Genomic DNA, 15,293 nt, shown 5'->3' on the forward strand with positions numbered 1-15,293 from the left:
TGATGACGATGGCCACCCGGATATCGCTTTTCCGGGTACTGGCCCGATACTGACATCAGTTGTCGGACAAAGAGACTGGACTGGTTCTCAGGAGTTCATCGAGAGGTGGTGTGCGATGCATGATCATACGAATACGTGGGGAATTTCCACCGAGGCTTTCCTCGGGTGGTACGTCGCCGCTGCCACCGGAGCTGTGGTGATCGCACTTGCGATCAGAGGCGTCGCCATGCGCAAGCCCACACCTGCATTGCGCACACTCACACCACCGGAGATGGGTGTACTGACCAGCGACGAGCGTGCGGTACGCGCTGCCGTGGCAGAACTCGAGAGTGCTGCACATTCTGCCGGCCAGGGTCAGCATGACCGCTTCACCCGCATCGTCCGCCAGCGGATCGACGACGCCGGTGGAACTGCCGTGCCCTCCCGGCTCGTGCCGACACTTCCGCTGCCGCTGTTGGAGCTTCGTAGCGACCTGGTGCAGGCCGGCTACCTGAACGGCAATCGTGAACACACTTTGACGCGATTGTCCGTGGTACCGGTCGTTATCGTCGCCGTGGTCGGCACGATCAGGACCGGATTTACTGTCGTGAACGAGAACCCGGTGGGATACCTTCCGCTCGTTGTCGTCTGCCTCGCCCTGATTGTCGTAACCCTTCTCCGCCTGAGCCGACGCACTCGTTTCGGCCAGGTCGAATTGAGTCGCTTGAAGGACGAATACTCCTACCTCACACCGAATTTCCAACCGTCGTTTGCTACCTACGGGGCGACGTCGGCGGGTATTGCCGCGGCACTCTTCGGTCCGGGTCGCGACGGCGGTTGGGCACCCGGATGCGGCGGCGGGTCTTCACCGTCCAGTTGCTCGACCTTCTCGAGCACCGTGAGCTGTGGGGGGTGAGTGCGGTGAACAACTACTACTCAGCCGACACGTGGGGGATCCCCAGCCAGACTTTCCTTCAGTGGTACCTGGTGGCGGCTGCCGTCGCGATCGGACTCTCGCTGTACAGCCGAATGACTGCGCGCCGGTCGCCCGTGGTCGTCGACTCGGTCCGTCGGCCGCTCACTCCTCCCGAGATCGGTGCCTTGACCAGTGACTACCAGGCCGTTCTGGCGTCGATGGCTATTCTGCGTAGCGCCGAACTGATCAGCACCGAAGGAAAGACCAAGCTGGCACTCACTGCGGAGGACAAGAGTCGTCTCGACTGGTTCACCCGTACCGTGCACAAGCGACTCGGCAACGGAAAGGTCCCGCTGCGGCAGGTGCGTCTGATGGGACGGCTGAACGTCGCACTCGCACAACTACGTACGACGCTGATCGACGAGGGATACTTGCAACGCCCGCAGGACGGGCTGACTGCTGCCTTTCGGACCGTTCCGATCCTGGCGGTAATTGGTCTCGGCGTAGTCCGTCTCGTCGCCGGCATCGCCGGCGGTAAGCCGGTCGGGTTTCTGCTCCTCACCATCATCGTTCTCGCGCTGATGATTCCACTTCTCCGCATCAAGCGTCGTCGGACAGCTTTGGGCGACAGCGAGCTTCGACGCCTCAAGCACGAAAACTCGTACCTCTCACCGAAACTGCGGCCCGCGTACACGAGCTACGGTCCCTCGCTCGCCGGGCTCTCGGCGGCGCTCTTCGGTTCGGGCGCTCTGGTTCTGATCGATCCCGCGCTGGCGGGAGCAGTGGCTGCGGGCGCCGCGTACAGCCCGGGCGGCGGGGGTTCGAGCTACTACAGTTGTGGCTCCTCATCCGGATCGTCCGGCTCGGACGGCAGCGGTAGCAGTTGCGGCGGCGGGGGGTGTGGGGGATGAGCACGCATGCAGCCGACACGTGGGGGATCCCCAGCGAGGATTTCCTCTACGGCTACATAGCCGTATCGGCCACGCTCATGGTTCTCACTCTGGTGTGGCGTCTGATGATCCGGGCACGCCGGTGCAGGTATTCCGCCGGGCACGGGTATTCCGCCGAGCAACTGACACCTCCGGAAGTCGGAATGCTCACCGGCGAGTCACGCGCCATCGCAGCGTCATTGGCAATCCTGCGTAGCGCTGATCTGATCACCACCGACGGCGCTGTCCTGCGCCCTTTGGGCCCTGGCGACGAGACCCTGGACTGGTACACCCTCACCGTGTACCAGCGCCTGGCCCAGCAGGCTCTACCCCATCGTCGGCGGCAACTCGCCGAGCGCATGACGGTGGAAACAGCTCGCCTACGAAACTCTTTGGCGGACCGGGGATACCTGACCTCCGACAGCACCAGGCGTTCAATCTTTCTCTCCACAGTTCCGCTGAAGATCCTGGTGGCCGTGGGTATCGTCCGCATTGCTTTCGGACTGCACAACGACAAGCCCGTCGAGTTTCTGATTCTCGCCGTACTCGCCACCGGGTTCAGCATCCCGCTGCTCGGGCTCAACTTCGATCGCACCACCTCGGGCAGTGCGGCACGTTCGGAACTGACCACGGCACACGCCTACCTGTCCCCGCGCAACAAGCCTGCCTTCTCCGCCTACGGCCCACGCTTGGCGGGGATGTCCGCCGCTCTCTTCGCAGGTTCGGCGATGCTGATGATCAATCCCGCCTTGGCCTCCGCCGCCGGAATCGGTGCCGACGGCAGCGGAAGTAGCGGGGGTTCGGACGGTGGCGGTTCAGACGGGGGAGGCGGCAGCTGCAGTGGGGGTGGCGGATGTGGCGGCGGCGGTGGTGGATGCGGGGGATAGCCGCGTCCGGGCGAGCAGAAGCGCTGCGGCCTCGGTAGTGATGCCACGTTCCTCGCTCAACGAATACACCTCGTCCAGAGTTCGACCGATCCCTCGGGTTCGTTCGACGACATCGTCTTCGTTCCACCCCAGGACTTCTCGCCCCACGAGGTGAAAGGCTCCGCCTGCGTTCGCGACGAAATCAGGGGCACAGAGAACCCCGCGGCTCCGCAGAACCTCGCCCGCAGCGGCATCGGTCAAGATGTTGTTTGCTGCGCCCGCCACGGCCAGAGTCGGAATCGACGCAGCAGCAGCGGAATCGATGATGCCTCCCATCGCACAGGGAGCAAAGAGGTCACACGACGTTCGAAGTACCTCGTCCGCAGGAACGATCGTGTGCCCCGCAAGAGAAGCCGCCTCGAGGCGCTGCGGGTCCGTATCGGCAACAAGCAGGCGTGCCCCAGCCTGCGCCGCGAGACGCACAACATCTCCGCCGACGGCGCCGAGCCCCTGAACCAGCACCTTTCGGCCGTCGAGTGTTCCGAGTCCACGACGACGCGCCGTGGCCTTCATCGCTTCGAACACGCCCAGAGCCGTGGCGTGCGCGCTGGAACCGGCGCCACCATTGTCGACCGAACGCCCGAAGACGTACTTGGTGGTGCGACTGAGCTGATCCATGTCGGAAGAGTTGGTGTTGACGTCAGGACCGGTCCAGTAGTTTCCCTCGAGCTTGTCGATGTTCTCCGCGTGAATGTCGAGGATACGAGACCAAGTCGCCGAGTCGATCCGATTGCGCGGTGCGGGCAGTGCTATCACCGACTTCCCGCCACCCATCGGCAGGTCGGAGACCGCCATCTTCAAAGTCATTGCGCCGGACAACTTCCCGGCGTCCGCCAGCGCGTGACCGATCGAGGAGTAATGCGCCGCCCGCGTGCCACCCGACGCCGGTCCCAAACGGGTGGAGTCGATTCGGATCACAAAGGTCGTGCCGGTCTCCCGATCATGTCGGGTGACGGTCAGTTCACCGTCCCAGCGCAGTTCGTCGTCGATGCTCATTGCAGATCCTCTTCTGGTCATGGTTCAGCTGTGCGCGTGCAGTGGTGTTCCCGCGAGTGCGAGCATGGCCTCGCCCAACGCCTCGTTCTGGCTGGGGTGTGCGTGGATGAAACGCCCCACCTCATCGGGAAGTGCTTCCCAGGCGACGGCCAACTGCGCCTCACCGATCAGTTCACCAACCCGGTCGCCTACCAGGTGGACGCCGATGACGGGACCTCTGGTTCCGCTGCGAATCACTTTGATTCCCCCGGTGGTTCGCAGGATCTGACTCTTGCCGTTACCCGCCAGGTCGTAGACGACGGTGGAGATGTCGCCGTACTGCGTGCGCGCCGCCTCTTCGCCGAGTCCGACCGATGCAACTTCGGGATGTGAGTACGTCACGCGAGAAATCAGATGTTCGGCGACCGGTATCGGATCCTTGCCGGCAATCTGTTCGGCCACAAAGATTCCCTGCTGGAAGCCTCGGTGCGCCAATGCAAGACCGGGCACGATGTCACCGACCGCGTACACACCGTCCACGGACGCACGGAGTCGTTCGTCGGTGACGACAAATCCCTTGTCGAGGTTGATTCCGTTTTCTGCGAAACCGCTACCGTCCGTGCGGGGTCCGCGGCCGACGGCGACCAACAGTAGGTCGGTGTCGAAGATCGTTCCGTCGCCCAGTTCGACGCGGACCGAATCGGCTGCTTCTTTCGCGGAAGCAACCTTTGTGTCTGTCTTACAGACGATTCCACGTTTCCGGTATGCCCGCTCCAGCTGCTTCGACGACCACGGATCCTCGCCGGCGATCAGTCGCGGGAGTGCCTCGACGATCGTGACTTCGGCGCCGAACGAGCGCCAGAGGCTCGCGAACTCGACGCCGATGACACCGCCACCGAGCACTGTCGCGCTGGTGGGCACCCGGTCGAGTTCGAGCGCCTGGTCACTGGTGAGGATCCGGCGGCCGAGTTCTATGCCGGGCAGTTCCCGCGGATACGAACCGGTGGCCAGAACGAGTGATGTTCCGGTATAGCGGGTTCCGTCGACGTCGATGCTTCGCCCACCGACGTACGTTCCGTAACCGTTGACAATAGTGATCTTGTGTTGCGCCAACAAACCTTGCAGACCGCTGTACAGCCGCTCGACTGTTCCGTTCTTGTAGTCGTGCACCTGCGCGATGTCGATGCCGTCAAAAGATGCCCGGACTCCGAATTGCTCACTGGTGCGTGCTGAGTCGGCGACCTCGGCGGAATGCAGCAGCGCCTTGGTCGGGATGCATCCGCGGTGCAGACACGTTCCGCCGACCTTGTCCGCCTCGATCAGCGTGACCGACAATCCGAGTTGGGCGGCGCGGATGGCGCAGGCATAGCCGCCCGATCCTCCACCGAGGATCACGACGTCGCTGTGGGGTTCTGCAGTTGTCATCGGAGCCTTGGTCATCAGAGCCTTCCCAGGACGCGGATCGGGTTCTCGATGTAGTCACCGAACAGCCTCAGGAATCCGCCGGCTTCGCCTCCGTCACAGACGCGGTGGTCGAAGCTCAACGAGATCTGAGTGACCTTACGGACGGTCAACTCGCCGTTCACCACCCACGGCTTGTCGATGATGCGCCCGATCCCCAGAATTGCCGCCTCGGGGTGATTGATGATCGGAGTCGATCCGTCAACCCCGAATACCCCGTAGTTGTTGAGCGTGAACGTGCCGCCGGTCAGGCGGGCGGGTTCGAGTTTGCCGTCGCGGGCAAGGTCGGTGGTTACCCGAAGTGCTTGTGCGAGTTCGACAGTGCTCAGGGTGTCGGCATTGCGAATGACCGGCACCATCAATCCCTTCGGTGTCTGTGCGGCGATTCCCAGGTGCGTGCGGGCGTGTCGAACGATCTCGCCTCGAGCAGTATCGACCGACGAGTTCAGTTCGGGGTACTGCGCCAACGCCGCGGTGGTCAGCCGAGCCAGCAGCGCCATCAGGCTTATCTTGTCGGAATCGGGCAGTGACTTGTTGATCTCGGCTCGCGCCGCCAACAGTTCGGTGGCGTCGACGTCGACCCAGGTTGTCGCGTCAGGGATCTCACGGCGGCTGGTGGACAGCTTGTCGGCCACCACCTTGCGAAGCCCCTTGATCGGGATGCGTTGGTCGCTCACGTGCGACGTTTCCGTCTCCGGGCCGGTGTTCGACCCGGCCTCGACGTCAGCGCGCGTTATCACCCCGCCGGCACCGGATCCGGAGAGCAAGGAGAGGTCGATATCGTTGTCAAAGGCCAGTTTACGAACGATTGGTGAGATCACGCGTACCGCCGAAGGAGTTCGACGTCGGCGTCTCGGTGCATCCTCGCTGGTGCCGTAGCCGATCAGGACATTGCCCGAACCCGCGCGTTCCTCTTCACGGTAACGCTCGTGGTTGGCCGAAACGACCGCGTCGACACTGCCGCCACCACTCACAGTGATCAACGGCGTGCCCACCTTCAAGGTGTCGCCGTCCTTGCCATGTAATTCGACGACGGTCCCGGCGAACGGGATAGGCACGTCCACAGCAGCTTTCGCGGTCTCGACCTCGACGACGATCTGATCGATGGTGACCACGTCGCCGACCTTGACGTGCCACTCCGCAATATCGGCCTCGGCCAGACCTTCACCCAGGTCGGGGAGCATAAATACCTGATTGCTCATGCCGTCACCGCCCAACGGGCGTCCGGGGCGTCGTTCCACTGCAGACGGTCGACGGCGTCCAGGACACGGTCGACGCTGGGCAGGTGGTGACGCTCGAGCTTCGGCGCGGGGTAGGGGATGTCGAATCCGCTGACCCTGAGCACCGGAGCGTGGAGATGGTGGAAGCATCGCTCCTGCACGCGAGCAGCAATTTCCGCACCAACACCGGCAAAGCCCTGCGCTTCCTGGATGACGATGCAGCGTCCGGTCTTTCGCACCGACGCGGTGACCGTCTCGTCGTCGAACGGCACTATCGAGCGGATGTCGATCACCTCGATGTCGCGGCCCTCGGCCGCAGCGGCCTCGGCGGACTTCAGTGCAACCTCCACGGACGGGCCGTAGGCAATGAGCGTCGCGTCACGACCGGGGCGCCGGACGACGGCGCGCCCGATCGGCTCACGTGCGGTCAGTTCGACATCGGCTCGCGAGAAGTACAGCTTCTTGGGTTCGAGGAAGATCACCGGGTCGGGGTCCTCGATCGCCGAACGTAGCAGTGAGTACGCATCTTCCACCGTGGACGGCGCCACGACCTTCAGGCCGGGTGTGTGTGCGTAGTAGCCCTCGCTGGAATCACAGTGATGCTCCACCCCGCCGATACCGCCGGCAAAAGGAACACGGATGACTATCGGAATCGACAGTGCACCCTTGGTGCGGTTGCGGATCTTTGCGACGTGCGAGGCGATCTGCTCGAATGCCGGATAGGCAAACGCGTCGAACTGCATTTCCACGACCGGACGAAAACCAGCCATGGCCATGCCGATTGCGAATCCGATGATGCCGGACTCGGCGAGGGGAGTGTCGAAGCATCGGTCGTCGCCGAAGTCGCGGGTGAGGCCGTCGGTGACGCGGAAAACGCCGCCCAGGGTGCCGACGTCCTCACCGAAGACGACAACGTTGTCGTCCGCAGCCAGAGAGTCCCGTAGCGCGGTGTTGAGGGCCTGAGCCATCGTGAGCATGGGCATGGTCAGTGTCCCCCTGTGTCAGCGGCTTCGGCGGCAAGTTCGGTTTCGAGTTGGGCTTGTTGCTCACGCAATTGCGGTGTCTGCTCGGCGAAGACGTACCGGAACAGATCGAGCGGATCGTGCGGGCGGTCGACGTTCATGCCGGCGCGAAGTGTGGCGGCCTCGGTTTCTGCCTCTGCGGTCAGTGATTCCACGAACGCGTCGTCGATCAGATCGTGTGCGCGCAGATACTTTTCGAGACGCGGCAACGGATCTCGCCCGCGCCAGCTTTCCACCTCGGCGCTGTCGCGGTAGCGGGTGGCGTCGTCGGCGTTGGTGTGTGCGTCGATGCGATAGGTGTGTGCCTCGACGATCACCGGTCCGTTTCCGCTGCGGACGAAGCGCGCCGCCTCGTCCATGACGGCCATCATCGCAACAGGATCGTTGCCGTCGACCTGCTCGCTGCCGATCCCGTAGCCGACACCCTTGTGCGCCAACGTCGGTGCTGCGCTTTGACGTGACAACGGGACGCTGATCGCAAATCCGTTGTTCTGCACCAGAAAGACGACCGGTGCCTTGAAGACGGCGGCGAAGTTCAGCGCTTCGTGGAAATCACCCTCACTGGTGGCCCCGTCGCCGCAGAGCGCCAGCGCGACGGTGTTCAGGCCCCGTCGGGACTCCCCGTAGGCCACCCCCGCTGCATGCAGCAATTGCGTTGCCAGCGGGGTGCACTGCGGCGCACTGCGCAGCGCTACCGGGTCGTACCCGCAGTGCCAGTCGCCGGCAAGCATGCTCAGAATCTGCACCGGATCGACACCCCGAGCAGCCAACGCCATCGAATCCCGATAGGTGGGGAAGAGCCAGTCACTCGGCTCCAGACTCATCGCTGCCGCGATCTGGCATGCCTCCTGCCCTCGCGAGGACGGATACACGGCCAGGCGCCCCTGTTTGGTCAGCGCCGTCGCCTGCTGGTCGAAGCGTCTGCCCAGGAACATCTTTCGATACATCTCGATCAGGCGATCGTCGCTCGGTTTTGCGTAGCGCGCCTCGCTGCGCGTCAGTTCTCCAGCAGGGTCGAGGTACTGCACCGCGGAATCGGCCGGCAGGAACTTTTGATACCGCAGTTCCCCCAAGGGCTCGACAAGAGTCACTTCTACCTCCAGAAGACGTTGTGTCCATCAGTATTCGCACTTCGGCGACGTAATGGCAGAAGGCGTCGAAGATTCAAGACAAACGGCCTATCATGAGGATTCGGACAGCAATATGTCCATCAACCGACTCGACTACCGAAGCAGGAATGGACAGATGGCCACCGAACCGCACGCTCTCGATGCGATCGACCGCCGCATCATCGCCGAACTGGTCGCAGACAGTCGCATCTCCATGCGTGCACTGGCCGAGAAGGCGCACATATCTCGCGCTCACGCCTACGTCCGCATCGAAAGGCTCGAGGACGCCGGAATCATCACCGGATTCACGACGCGGATCGCGCATGAGAAGGCCGGACTCGGCTCCTCGGCGTACGTGGCGCTCTCGATCAGGCAGCACTCGTGGCGAGGTCTGGCGGCGTCCTTGAAGGCCCTGCCGTTTGTCGAGCACTTCTCCCTCCTCGGCGGCGACTTCGACGTTCTGGTGCTGGTTCGAGCCCCGGACAACCAGGAACTACGCCACACCGTTCTCGAAGAACTCCAGGGACTCGACGGGGTTCTCTCGACCAAAACGTGGCTGATCTTCGAAGAAGGCAACGGTCCGGGACCCAACTGGTTGCCCGGCTGATCCGTCTATAGTCGCCGTTAGCAGTTGCACACGGGAGGTGACTCGAATGACCCTGTACGGCCTGGGAATCGGTTGGCGTCCCGAGGTATCCGGAATCATCGCGCAGCTAGACGGCCTGGCATTCTGCGAAGTCATTGCCGAATCCATCGGAACCGAGATACCGCCGCACCTCGGTTCGCTGGGAGTTCCGGTGGTCCCGCACGGAATCTCGCTCTCCCTTGGCGGGGCCGAGGCGGTAGATCAGGCACGGATCGATCACCTTGCGCATGCAGCCCAGCTACTGGACGCCCCCTTGGCGAGTGAGCACATTGCATTCGTGCGGGCGGGCGGCATAGAGGCCGGGCACCTGCTCCCACTGCCACGCACCTACGAAGCGATCGATGTCTTGGTACGCAACATCACCCGCACTCAGGACGGTCTACCGGTGCCGTTTGCCGTCGAAAACGTTGCCGCCCTTTTCGACTGGCCCGACGACGAGTTGACCGAAGGGGAGTTTCTCTCGGAGATCGTCGAACGCACCGGGGCTCTGCTGGTTCTCGACATCGCGAACGTCTATGCCAATGCCCTCAACCGAGGGCGTGATCCCTGGGCCGAGCTGATCCGGCTACCACTCGAGCGAATCGCATACTGCCACATCGCCGGTGGCAGCATCAGCGACGGCAAATACCACGACACGCATACCGATCCTGTGCCCGAAGCCGTGCTGGAACTCCTTGCGCAGTTCACCGCCGCCGGTCACCATCCCGCGATCATGCTCGAGCGCGACGGAAACTATCCGCCGGCACTGGAATTGCTCGACGAGCTCGATGCCATCGCCGACGCAGCGGGTCTGGATCGCATCACCGCGGGCACCGATTGGTCACGCACATGAGCACGCTCGGTGAGCGTCAAGAAGCGCTTATTCGCGCTCTGGTGGCGGGTGGCGAACTACCCGAAGGCTTCGACAAAGACGATGCTGCCGTTGTCTCGACGGCACTGCTCCGAAAGCGCGCAGGAGAAGTGGCGCACCACCTTCCGGTCGTGCGCCACACTCTCGGCGATCGCTATCTTCGGTTGTTCACAGCGTGGGCCGACGGACGGCCGAAGACGTCTTCGCACGCGGACGCCCAGGCTTTTGTCGCCCACCTCCAGGACATCGGCGAACTGCCTCGCTCGCCCTGGCATCAGAGGTTTCGAAGGCTCTTACGCAAGTGAGACAACGGCTTCGCTGGTGTACATGAGGAACGTCATCGATTCCTGGAAGTACAGCTCGACGGAGTTCGCATCGTGCGAGAGGTAACCGATGGACAGGTCCTGGCCCAGATGCAGTTCGTAGTCACCACCACGCGTCGACAGCAGGAAAGCGCCGTCGATGGCCGGGGCCCAGATGATCTCGCCGTCGAGAACGCGTCGCAGGTGCTCGCGGATGGGGTAGCCGTGATCGGAGGTCTCGTTGATCGCGGTGAACGCGTCGGCGTTCAGGAGCAATGAGTACGGTCCGTTGACACCGGCCAGGCGCAGCGACGTGATCGCCTGGCTGATGGCCTCCGGGTAGTCCTTGGCGTCGATGGGGAGCTTCAATTCCGGGTTGGAACCGCTCGCCCGCACGCCGGTGATGCTGGCTGCGGGGTATCCCTCGAAGATGGCGCGGTCCTCGGCGAACGCGATCTGCTTGGCGGCATCCTTGACCGGCTGCCAGTCGGAGTCCTTGGCGCCGCGTTCGACGTCGTCGATGGCCTGACGGCTGACGGTGAACGGGACCCGCAGTTCGATGACCGGCTGCGACTGACGAGCGTGTGCGATGACGCCGTCGGCCAAGGGATTGATCGGCACCTGATGTCCGAGCGGGATGGCCGCAAGATCGTCACCCGACGGGCCCTCCACGTCCACCACACGACGACCGGCGACGTGGCGCTTGAAGGTACGGCTCGCCTCTTCTTCGATCTCGGCCCAGGCTGCTGCCGAAATGGGTGCTAGGTCGCGGTGCAGGTTTGTCATTGCTGGGCACTCCTTTTGAGGCTGCCGATTCCGAGAGAACCGTCAGAGATGGGCGCTGTGAACGTCGCTTCGGGAACGAGCCTGGTCGGCGCGTCCGGGGGATCGTCGAGAAAGTCCGCCGTCGGAACGAAGAAATTGATTCCGGTGACGGCGGTCGAGAAATCGAGAATGCGGTCGTAGTTGCCGACGGGATTCCCGATGAACATGTTGGTCAGCATCTGCTCGGTGACCGTCGGCGACGCCGAGTAACCGATGAAGTAGGTTCCCATTTCAGCGGAGCCGACGTGGCCGAACGGCATGTTGTCGCGCAGAATCTGGATCTGCTCACCGGATTCGTCTTCGATGACGGTGAGCGCGGTGTGCGAGTTGGCCGGTTTCGTGTCGTCGTCCATCTCGAGGTCTTCGAGCTTGGAGCGTCCGATGACGTTCTCCTGCTCCTCGACGGGCAGGGAGTTCCACTCCGACATGTCGTGGAGGTACTTCTGGACGATGACGTAACTGCTGCCCGCGAAGTCCGGATCCTCGTCACCGACGGTGACCGCAACGTAGGCGGCCTGCCCGGACGGGTTCTCGGTGCCGTCGACAAAACCCATGAGGTCGCGTTGCTCGAAATACTTGAACCCGTGGACCTCGTCGATCACCGACGCGGCGCCGGCCAACCTGTTGGTCACAACCGTGGCGAACTCGAAGCACAGGTCCATCTGACGGGCCCGGATGTGGAACAACAGATCGCCCGGTGTGCGGGGAGCGTGGTGTTTGTCACCGGTCAACTCGACAAAAGGATGCAATTCTGCCGGCCGTGGACCCTCGAACAGACGGTCCCACGCATCCGAACCGATGCCGACGACGGCGGCCAAGCCACCGGCGGGAACCCGGAATCCGATCGAGCGTTGCAGTCCGGAAATATCGGCCAGAACGTCGTGAACTGCCTGCTCACCACCCTCGTCGATGGTGAAAACCAGGAAGATCGCAGCTTCGGTGAGCGGGGTCAGCAACGGCTGCGGTATCGCGGGAAGGGCCACTTCGGCCTCGTCGATCTCACTCGTTTCCGCCATGCAGACCAGTATGGACGATTCCGGCAGTCCCGGCATCAGTAGTGGGTAAGACGAGTGAAGGTGTCGCGTTACGGTGTCGCGGCCTGGGCACCCGCATCGAAGCCTGCCGGAATCTCGAAGATCTTTCCGTCGAACCCAGCGCGGTAGAGATGCCCGCTCGCGAATCCGGAATTGCCGCGCCCATAGGTCAACACACTCGACGCCTGCAGTCCGCTGGTGAGCGAGCAGTACTGGCCAGGTCCGTCGATCCGCCACACCTCACCACTGATGTCCGTGGGAACGATTGCGCGATCTCGCGAGTCCAGGGTCAAACCATCTGGGGCAGAGAAGGTTTCGAGACCGCCGAGATCGACCAACGATTCCGAATACCCTGGATTGTCGACGGAGATGCGGCTGACACCCGGGTTTGCGAAGGTGCGCGAGACGTAGAGCCAGCGATTATCGGCGCTCAGGGCTGCGCCGTTTGCACTCGGGAAAGTCGCCCACGCCGGGTCGACGGCACCGCCTGGGCTGACCTTACCGATCAACGAACCGAAATCGTTGGTGGCATAGATCGTTCCGTCGTGCGCGACGGCGAGGCCGTTTGCAGCGCTCAGACCACCGGCGATCGGCGTCACGGCACCCGAGTTCACGTCCACCCGCGCGACCGACGCAGCACGCGTCAGATCACCGATCAGCACGCCGGCGTTTGCTCCGGTTCCCACCAGCAGTGAACCGTCCGGGCCCCACGCGAGTGCGCCCGCACCGCCGGGAACCGTCGCGACCGGAACTGCGGCCTGACCAGGCGCGTCGACGCGGAAGATTCGACCACTCACCAGATCTGTCGTGTACAGGCGACCCTGCCCGTCCACGGTGACACCCTCGAGGGCCGCGCCCGGAATCTGGGCGCCGAGGATTGCGGGGGACGAGCCAGGGCAGGGCGGCGCGGCCGCGGCACCGGACACACCCAGAGCCAGAAGCGAACCGGCAACAAGAGCACCGGTGATACCTACCCGAATACCGCGATCGAAGATCCTGGTGCGCATCTGCGCAACGCTAGACCTTCGGCCCGATTTCGCCTAGAGCGACCGAAGGAAAGAGATCAAAAGTTCATTGACCTCGGTAGCACGTTCCTGCTGTACGAAGTGCCCCGCGCCGCCGAGAAGGTGCACACCCCGCAGGTCGGGGACGGTGTCCTTCATGCGGTCCAATGCCTTGGGGCCGCTCATCGCGATGACCGGATCCTCGGCGCCCGCGACGAAGAGCGTCGGGACGTTCACGTGCGCGCCGTCCAAATCCGCACTGCGTTCCCAATTGGCGTCGTACGCCCGGTACCAGTTCAAGCCGCCTGTGAAACCTGTTGCAGTAAAGGCCTTTACATAAACATCCAGATCGTCCTCGGTGAGCCACGACCACGGCAATGCAGGCGCCTCGGGCAGTACGTCGAGGTAGCCGTTTCCTTCGGACGGGTTCTTCCAGACGTCGAGGTACCGGTAAGCCCCGGAGAGGGCATGGAAGAGCCGCTGAAGAAACTCACGTGGACGGGCGTCGAGTTCGCGCTCCGCGGCACCAGGTTCCTGGAAATAGTGAATGTGCAGAAAATGCTTGCGCGCCATCGCGGCGTAGATGGTCGAGGGTTTTGCGGGGAACCTGTCGGGCGCATAGGGGACCGCCAACGAGACAAGCCCCGCAACACGATCGGGATGGCGCAGAGCGGTGGTCCACGCGACGGGCGCGCCGAAATCGTGGCCGACGACCACCGCTTTGTCGATTCCGAGAGCGTCGAGTAGGTCGATCAGCCGGTTCGCGACGGCATCGTTGGTGTAGTCCTCGACCGCTTCGGGGCGGGTAGTGCCGCCGTAACCGGGCATGTCGAGTGCGATCGCCCGAAAACCCGCTTCCGTCAACGCTGCCGACTGATGCCGATAGCTGTGCCCGAGGCCGGGAAAGCCGTGACACATAACCACAGCTGTCCCAGAACCGGAATCGTCAATCTGCCAACGGAATCCGTCGACATCGATCGTCTTGACCGTCATGTCAGGCGGTGATCATGTCTTCCTGGTTCCAGAATGCACGCATCGACAGGATCTTTCCCTCGTCGTCGAAGGTCATGACGTCGATGGGTGCGATGGTCAGGGTCTGCTCGCCGAGCTTGGTGATCAGCGAGAAGTGGAATGCCGCTTCGTTTCCGGCGATGCGGAGGGTCTGAAGGTGAGCTTCCTGGTCGAAATTCTCGATCACGGAGTAGAACTCGAGAATGGACTCGCGGGTGGTGCGAACGTCGGTACCAACCGGGTCTTCAACGGTTGCACCCTCGGCATACAGGGACACAACCTGGGCGGCAGTGCCCGTGGCAACTGTCTCGATGTAGGCGTCGACGGTCTTGCGGATTACCTCTGCGGACGGTGCCATGGTCTACCCCTCGTAGTTAGAACAGGTTCTAATTCTGAGGATAACCTACGTCTCCCGTCCGCGAGTCAGGTTTCGAGCACCTTGCGCAAGCGAGCCTTCTTCCGGTTCTCCCGGACGATCCAGACGACATCGGCGTCGTCCGACGCCCCCAGGGAGACGAATGCCGGCAAGGCGTTCTCCGGATCAGCCGCGGCCGCGACGCTCCAGCAGTATCCGAGCGCCTGCCGGAGAGTACGTGTGTCGGCTTCACGACGGGAATCAGCTGGTTGCGAGACGATCCACTCGGTAGCGTCTCGGCACACCCGGACGGCCAACACAGCGTTGGTCCTGTCCTTCAGCAACCGTGGCTCGCAGATCCCGGCAGCCGCTGCGCGCAGCGTCAAAGGATGGGCCGAGCGTGCCCACTGCTCGATGATCGCCCGGAACAATTCCGGATCCGTGTCGCCTATCGCTTGAACGGCCATCGCGGCAGCTTCACGTGCACGCCACGACGCACTGGTGGTTGCCTCCGTCAGGCTGTCCAGAACAGCCTCGTCGCGCGAACGAACGAGAATGAATCCGAGCCCGACGATCCCACAACAGCGGATGTATTCGTCTTCGGACTCCACCGCCCGCAGGATGTCGTCACTGTCGGCGCCGCGCGCGAACTCGAGCATGAGCGCGAGGTTCGCGCGCGGGCCGGGCAATCCTGAACGCTCCTGCAGATAACTCCACAGTTCATCGCCG

General features: G+C 63.2%; 17 protein-coding genes. 6 read left to right on the plus strand and 11 right to left on the minus strand.

Annotated features, from left to right (window positions below):
* Positions 1-115: 115 nt before the first annotated feature.
* Genes R4P70_RS30860 through R4P70_RS30870 form a run of 3 tightly spaced genes read left to right on the plus strand, consistent with a single transcriptional unit; the run spans position 116 to position 2,711 of the window.
* Complete coding sequence (locus tag R4P70_RS30860; protein ID WP_317833525.1) at positions 116-895, plus strand: TIGR04222 domain-containing membrane protein; 780 nt, start codon at positions 116-118, stop codon at positions 893-895.
* Between the two features lie 5 nt (positions 896-900).
* A complete protein-coding gene (locus tag R4P70_RS30865; protein ID WP_317833527.1) occupies positions 901-1,806 on the plus strand; it encodes a TIGR04222 domain-containing membrane protein in 906 nt (301 codons plus the stop codon).
* Positions 1,803-2,711 (plus strand): TIGR04222 domain-containing membrane protein, encoded by a 909-nt coding sequence (locus tag R4P70_RS30870; protein ID WP_133728187.1) that lies wholly within the window; start codon positions 1,803-1,805, stop codon positions 2,709-2,711. The genes R4P70_RS30865 and R4P70_RS30870 overlap by 4 nt, the downstream gene beginning before the upstream one ends.
* On the opposite strand, the gene R4P70_RS30875 is transcribed toward R4P70_RS30870, so the two are convergent.
* The 5 genes from R4P70_RS30875 to pdhA are packed head-to-tail and all read right to left on the minus strand — an operon-like array spanning position 2,640 to position 8,519.
* Positions 2,640-3,746, minus strand: coding sequence for a Glu/Leu/Phe/Val dehydrogenase family protein (locus R4P70_RS30875; protein ID WP_317833529.1), 1,107 nt, complete (start codon positions 3,744-3,746; stop codon positions 2,640-2,642). The genes R4P70_RS30870 and R4P70_RS30875 overlap by 72 nt on opposite strands.
* Before the next feature lie 24 nt (positions 3,747-3,770).
* Positions 3,771-5,165 carry a dihydrolipoyl dehydrogenase gene (gene lpdA, locus R4P70_RS30880; protein ID WP_317833531.1) on the minus strand — a complete coding sequence of 465 codons (1,395 nt, stop codon included), beginning with the start codon at positions 5,163-5,165 and terminating at the stop codon, positions 3,771-3,773.
* The gene (locus R4P70_RS30885) at positions 5,165-6,388 is read right to left on the minus strand and encodes a dihydrolipoamide acetyltransferase family protein (RefSeq protein WP_047889399.1); all 1,224 of its coding nucleotides are present in this window, start codon (positions 6,386-6,388) and stop codon (positions 5,165-5,167) included. Before R4P70_RS30885 ends, lpdA begins: the two co-directional genes overlap by 1 nt.
* A complete protein-coding gene (locus tag R4P70_RS30890) occupies positions 6,385-7,389 on the minus strand; it encodes an alpha-ketoacid dehydrogenase subunit beta (protein WP_317833535.1) in 1,005 nt (334 codons plus the stop codon). The genes R4P70_RS30885 and R4P70_RS30890 overlap by 4 nt, the downstream gene beginning before the upstream one ends.
* A gap of 2 nt (positions 7,390-7,391) precedes the next feature.
* Positions 7,392-8,519: a pyruvate dehydrogenase (acetyl-transferring) E1 component subunit alpha gene (gene pdhA, locus R4P70_RS30895; protein WP_020909830.1), complete on the minus strand. Its 1,128-nt coding sequence runs from the start codon at positions 8,517-8,519 to the stop codon at positions 7,392-7,394.
* A 154-nt stretch (positions 8,520-8,673) separates the two neighbouring features.
* Here pdhA and R4P70_RS30900 point away from each other — a divergent pair, with 154 nt between their 5' ends.
* Genes R4P70_RS30900 through R4P70_RS30910 form a run of 3 tightly spaced genes read left to right on the plus strand, consistent with a single transcriptional unit; the run spans position 8,674 to position 10,338 of the window.
* Positions 8,674-9,144, plus strand: coding sequence for an Lrp/AsnC family transcriptional regulator (locus tag R4P70_RS30900; protein ID WP_020971454.1), 471 nt, complete (start codon positions 8,674-8,676; stop codon positions 9,142-9,144).
* Between the two features lie 46 nt (positions 9,145-9,190).
* The gene (locus tag R4P70_RS30905) at positions 9,191-10,015 is read left to right on the plus strand and encodes a DUF692 domain-containing protein (protein WP_069146757.1); all 825 of its coding nucleotides are present in this window, start codon (positions 9,191-9,193) and stop codon (positions 10,013-10,015) included.
* Positions 10,012-10,338, plus strand: coding sequence for a hypothetical protein (locus R4P70_RS30910; protein WP_019746170.1), 327 nt, complete (start codon positions 10,012-10,014; stop codon positions 10,336-10,338). Before R4P70_RS30905 ends, R4P70_RS30910 begins: the two co-directional genes overlap by 4 nt.
* On the opposite strand, the gene R4P70_RS30915 is transcribed toward R4P70_RS30910, so the two are convergent.
* From R4P70_RS30915 to R4P70_RS30940, 6 genes are all read right to left on the minus strand, one after another.
* Positions 10,327-11,121, minus strand: a complete 795-nt coding sequence (locus tag R4P70_RS30915) for a family 1 encapsulin nanocompartment shell protein (protein WP_020909834.1) — start codon at positions 11,119-11,121, stop codon at positions 10,327-10,329. The two genes, R4P70_RS30910 and R4P70_RS30915, sit on opposite strands and share 12 nt — an antisense overlap.
* Positions 11,118-12,176, minus strand: a complete 1,059-nt coding sequence (locus R4P70_RS30920) for a Dyp-type peroxidase (protein ID WP_044480584.1) — start codon at positions 12,174-12,176, stop codon at positions 11,118-11,120. The genes R4P70_RS30915 and R4P70_RS30920 overlap by 4 nt, the downstream gene beginning before the upstream one ends.
* 68 nt (positions 12,177-12,244) lie before the next feature.
* Positions 12,245-13,201 carry an SMP-30/gluconolactonase/LRE family protein gene (locus R4P70_RS30925; protein ID WP_317833543.1) on the minus strand — a complete coding sequence of 319 codons (957 nt, stop codon included), beginning with the start codon at positions 13,199-13,201 and terminating at the stop codon, positions 12,245-12,247.
* Between the two features lie 33 nt (positions 13,202-13,234).
* Positions 13,235-14,191, minus strand: coding sequence for an alpha/beta fold hydrolase (locus tag R4P70_RS30930; RefSeq protein WP_070384674.1), 957 nt, complete (start codon positions 14,189-14,191; stop codon positions 13,235-13,237).
* Between the two features lies 1 nt (position 14,192).
* Positions 14,193-14,567, minus strand: a complete 375-nt coding sequence (locus tag R4P70_RS30935) for a nuclear transport factor 2 family protein (RefSeq protein ID WP_070384675.1) — start codon at positions 14,565-14,567, stop codon at positions 14,193-14,195.
* A gap of 65 nt (positions 14,568-14,632) precedes the next feature.
* Positions 14,633-15,293 (minus strand): hypothetical protein (locus tag R4P70_RS30940; protein ID WP_317833546.1); only part of this gene is annotated, 661 nt, incomplete at its 5' end.

Origin of the sequence: Rhodococcus sp. IEGM 1241 (assembly GCF_033142365.1) — a bacterium.
GTDB lineage: Bacteria > Actinomycetota > Actinomycetes > Mycobacteriales > Mycobacteriaceae > Rhodococcus_F > Rhodococcus_F erythropolis.

Bases quoted from the DNA above. Each gene is read 5' to 3' on its own strand.
- R4P70_RS30885 (WP_047889399.1), bottom strand. From the start codon at position 6,388: ATGAGCAATCAGGTATTTATGCTCCCCGACCTGGGTGAAGGTCTGGCC.
- R4P70_RS30915 (WP_020909834.1), bottom strand. From the start codon at position 11,121: ATGACAAACCTGCACCGCGACCTAGCACCCATTTCGGCAGCAGCCTGG.
- R4P70_RS30920 (WP_044480584.1), bottom strand. From the start codon at position 12,176: ATGGCGGAAACGAGTGAGATCGACGAGGCCGAAGTGGCCCTTCCCGCG.
- R4P70_RS30870 (WP_133728187.1), top strand. From the start codon at position 1,803: ATGAGCACGCATGCAGCCGACACGTGGGGGATCCCCAGCGAGGATTTC.
- R4P70_RS30905 (WP_069146757.1), top strand. From the start codon at position 9,191: ATGACCCTGTACGGCCTGGGAATCGGTTGGCGTCCCGAGGTATCCGGA.
- R4P70_RS30875 (WP_317833529.1), bottom strand. From the start codon at position 3,746: ATGAGCATCGACGACGAACTGCGCTGGGACGGTGAACTGACCGTCACC.
- R4P70_RS30890 (WP_317833535.1), bottom strand. From the start codon at position 7,389: ATGCCCATGCTCACGATGGCTCAGGCCCTCAACACCGCGCTACGGGAC.
- R4P70_RS30860 (WP_317833525.1), top strand. From the start codon at position 116: ATGCATGATCATACGAATACGTGGGGAATTTCCACCGAGGCTTTCCTC.
- lpdA (WP_317833531.1), bottom strand. From the start codon at position 5,165: ATGACCAAGGCTCCGATGACAACTGCAGAACCCCACAGCGACGTCGTG.
- R4P70_RS30925 (WP_317833543.1), bottom strand. From the start codon at position 13,201: ATGCGCACCAGGATCTTCGATCGCGGTATTCGGGTAGGTATCACCGGT.
- R4P70_RS30935 (WP_070384675.1), bottom strand. From the start codon at position 14,567: ATGGCACCGTCCGCAGAGGTAATCCGCAAGACCGTCGACGCCTACATC.
- R4P70_RS30900 (WP_020971454.1), top strand. From the start codon at position 8,674: ATGGCCACCGAACCGCACGCTCTCGATGCGATCGACCGCCGCATCATC.
- R4P70_RS30910 (WP_019746170.1), top strand. From the start codon at position 10,012: ATGAGCACGCTCGGTGAGCGTCAAGAAGCGCTTATTCGCGCTCTGGTG.
- R4P70_RS30930 (WP_070384674.1), bottom strand. From the start codon at position 14,191: ATGACGGTCAAGACGATCGATGTCGACGGATTCCGTTGGCAGATTGAC.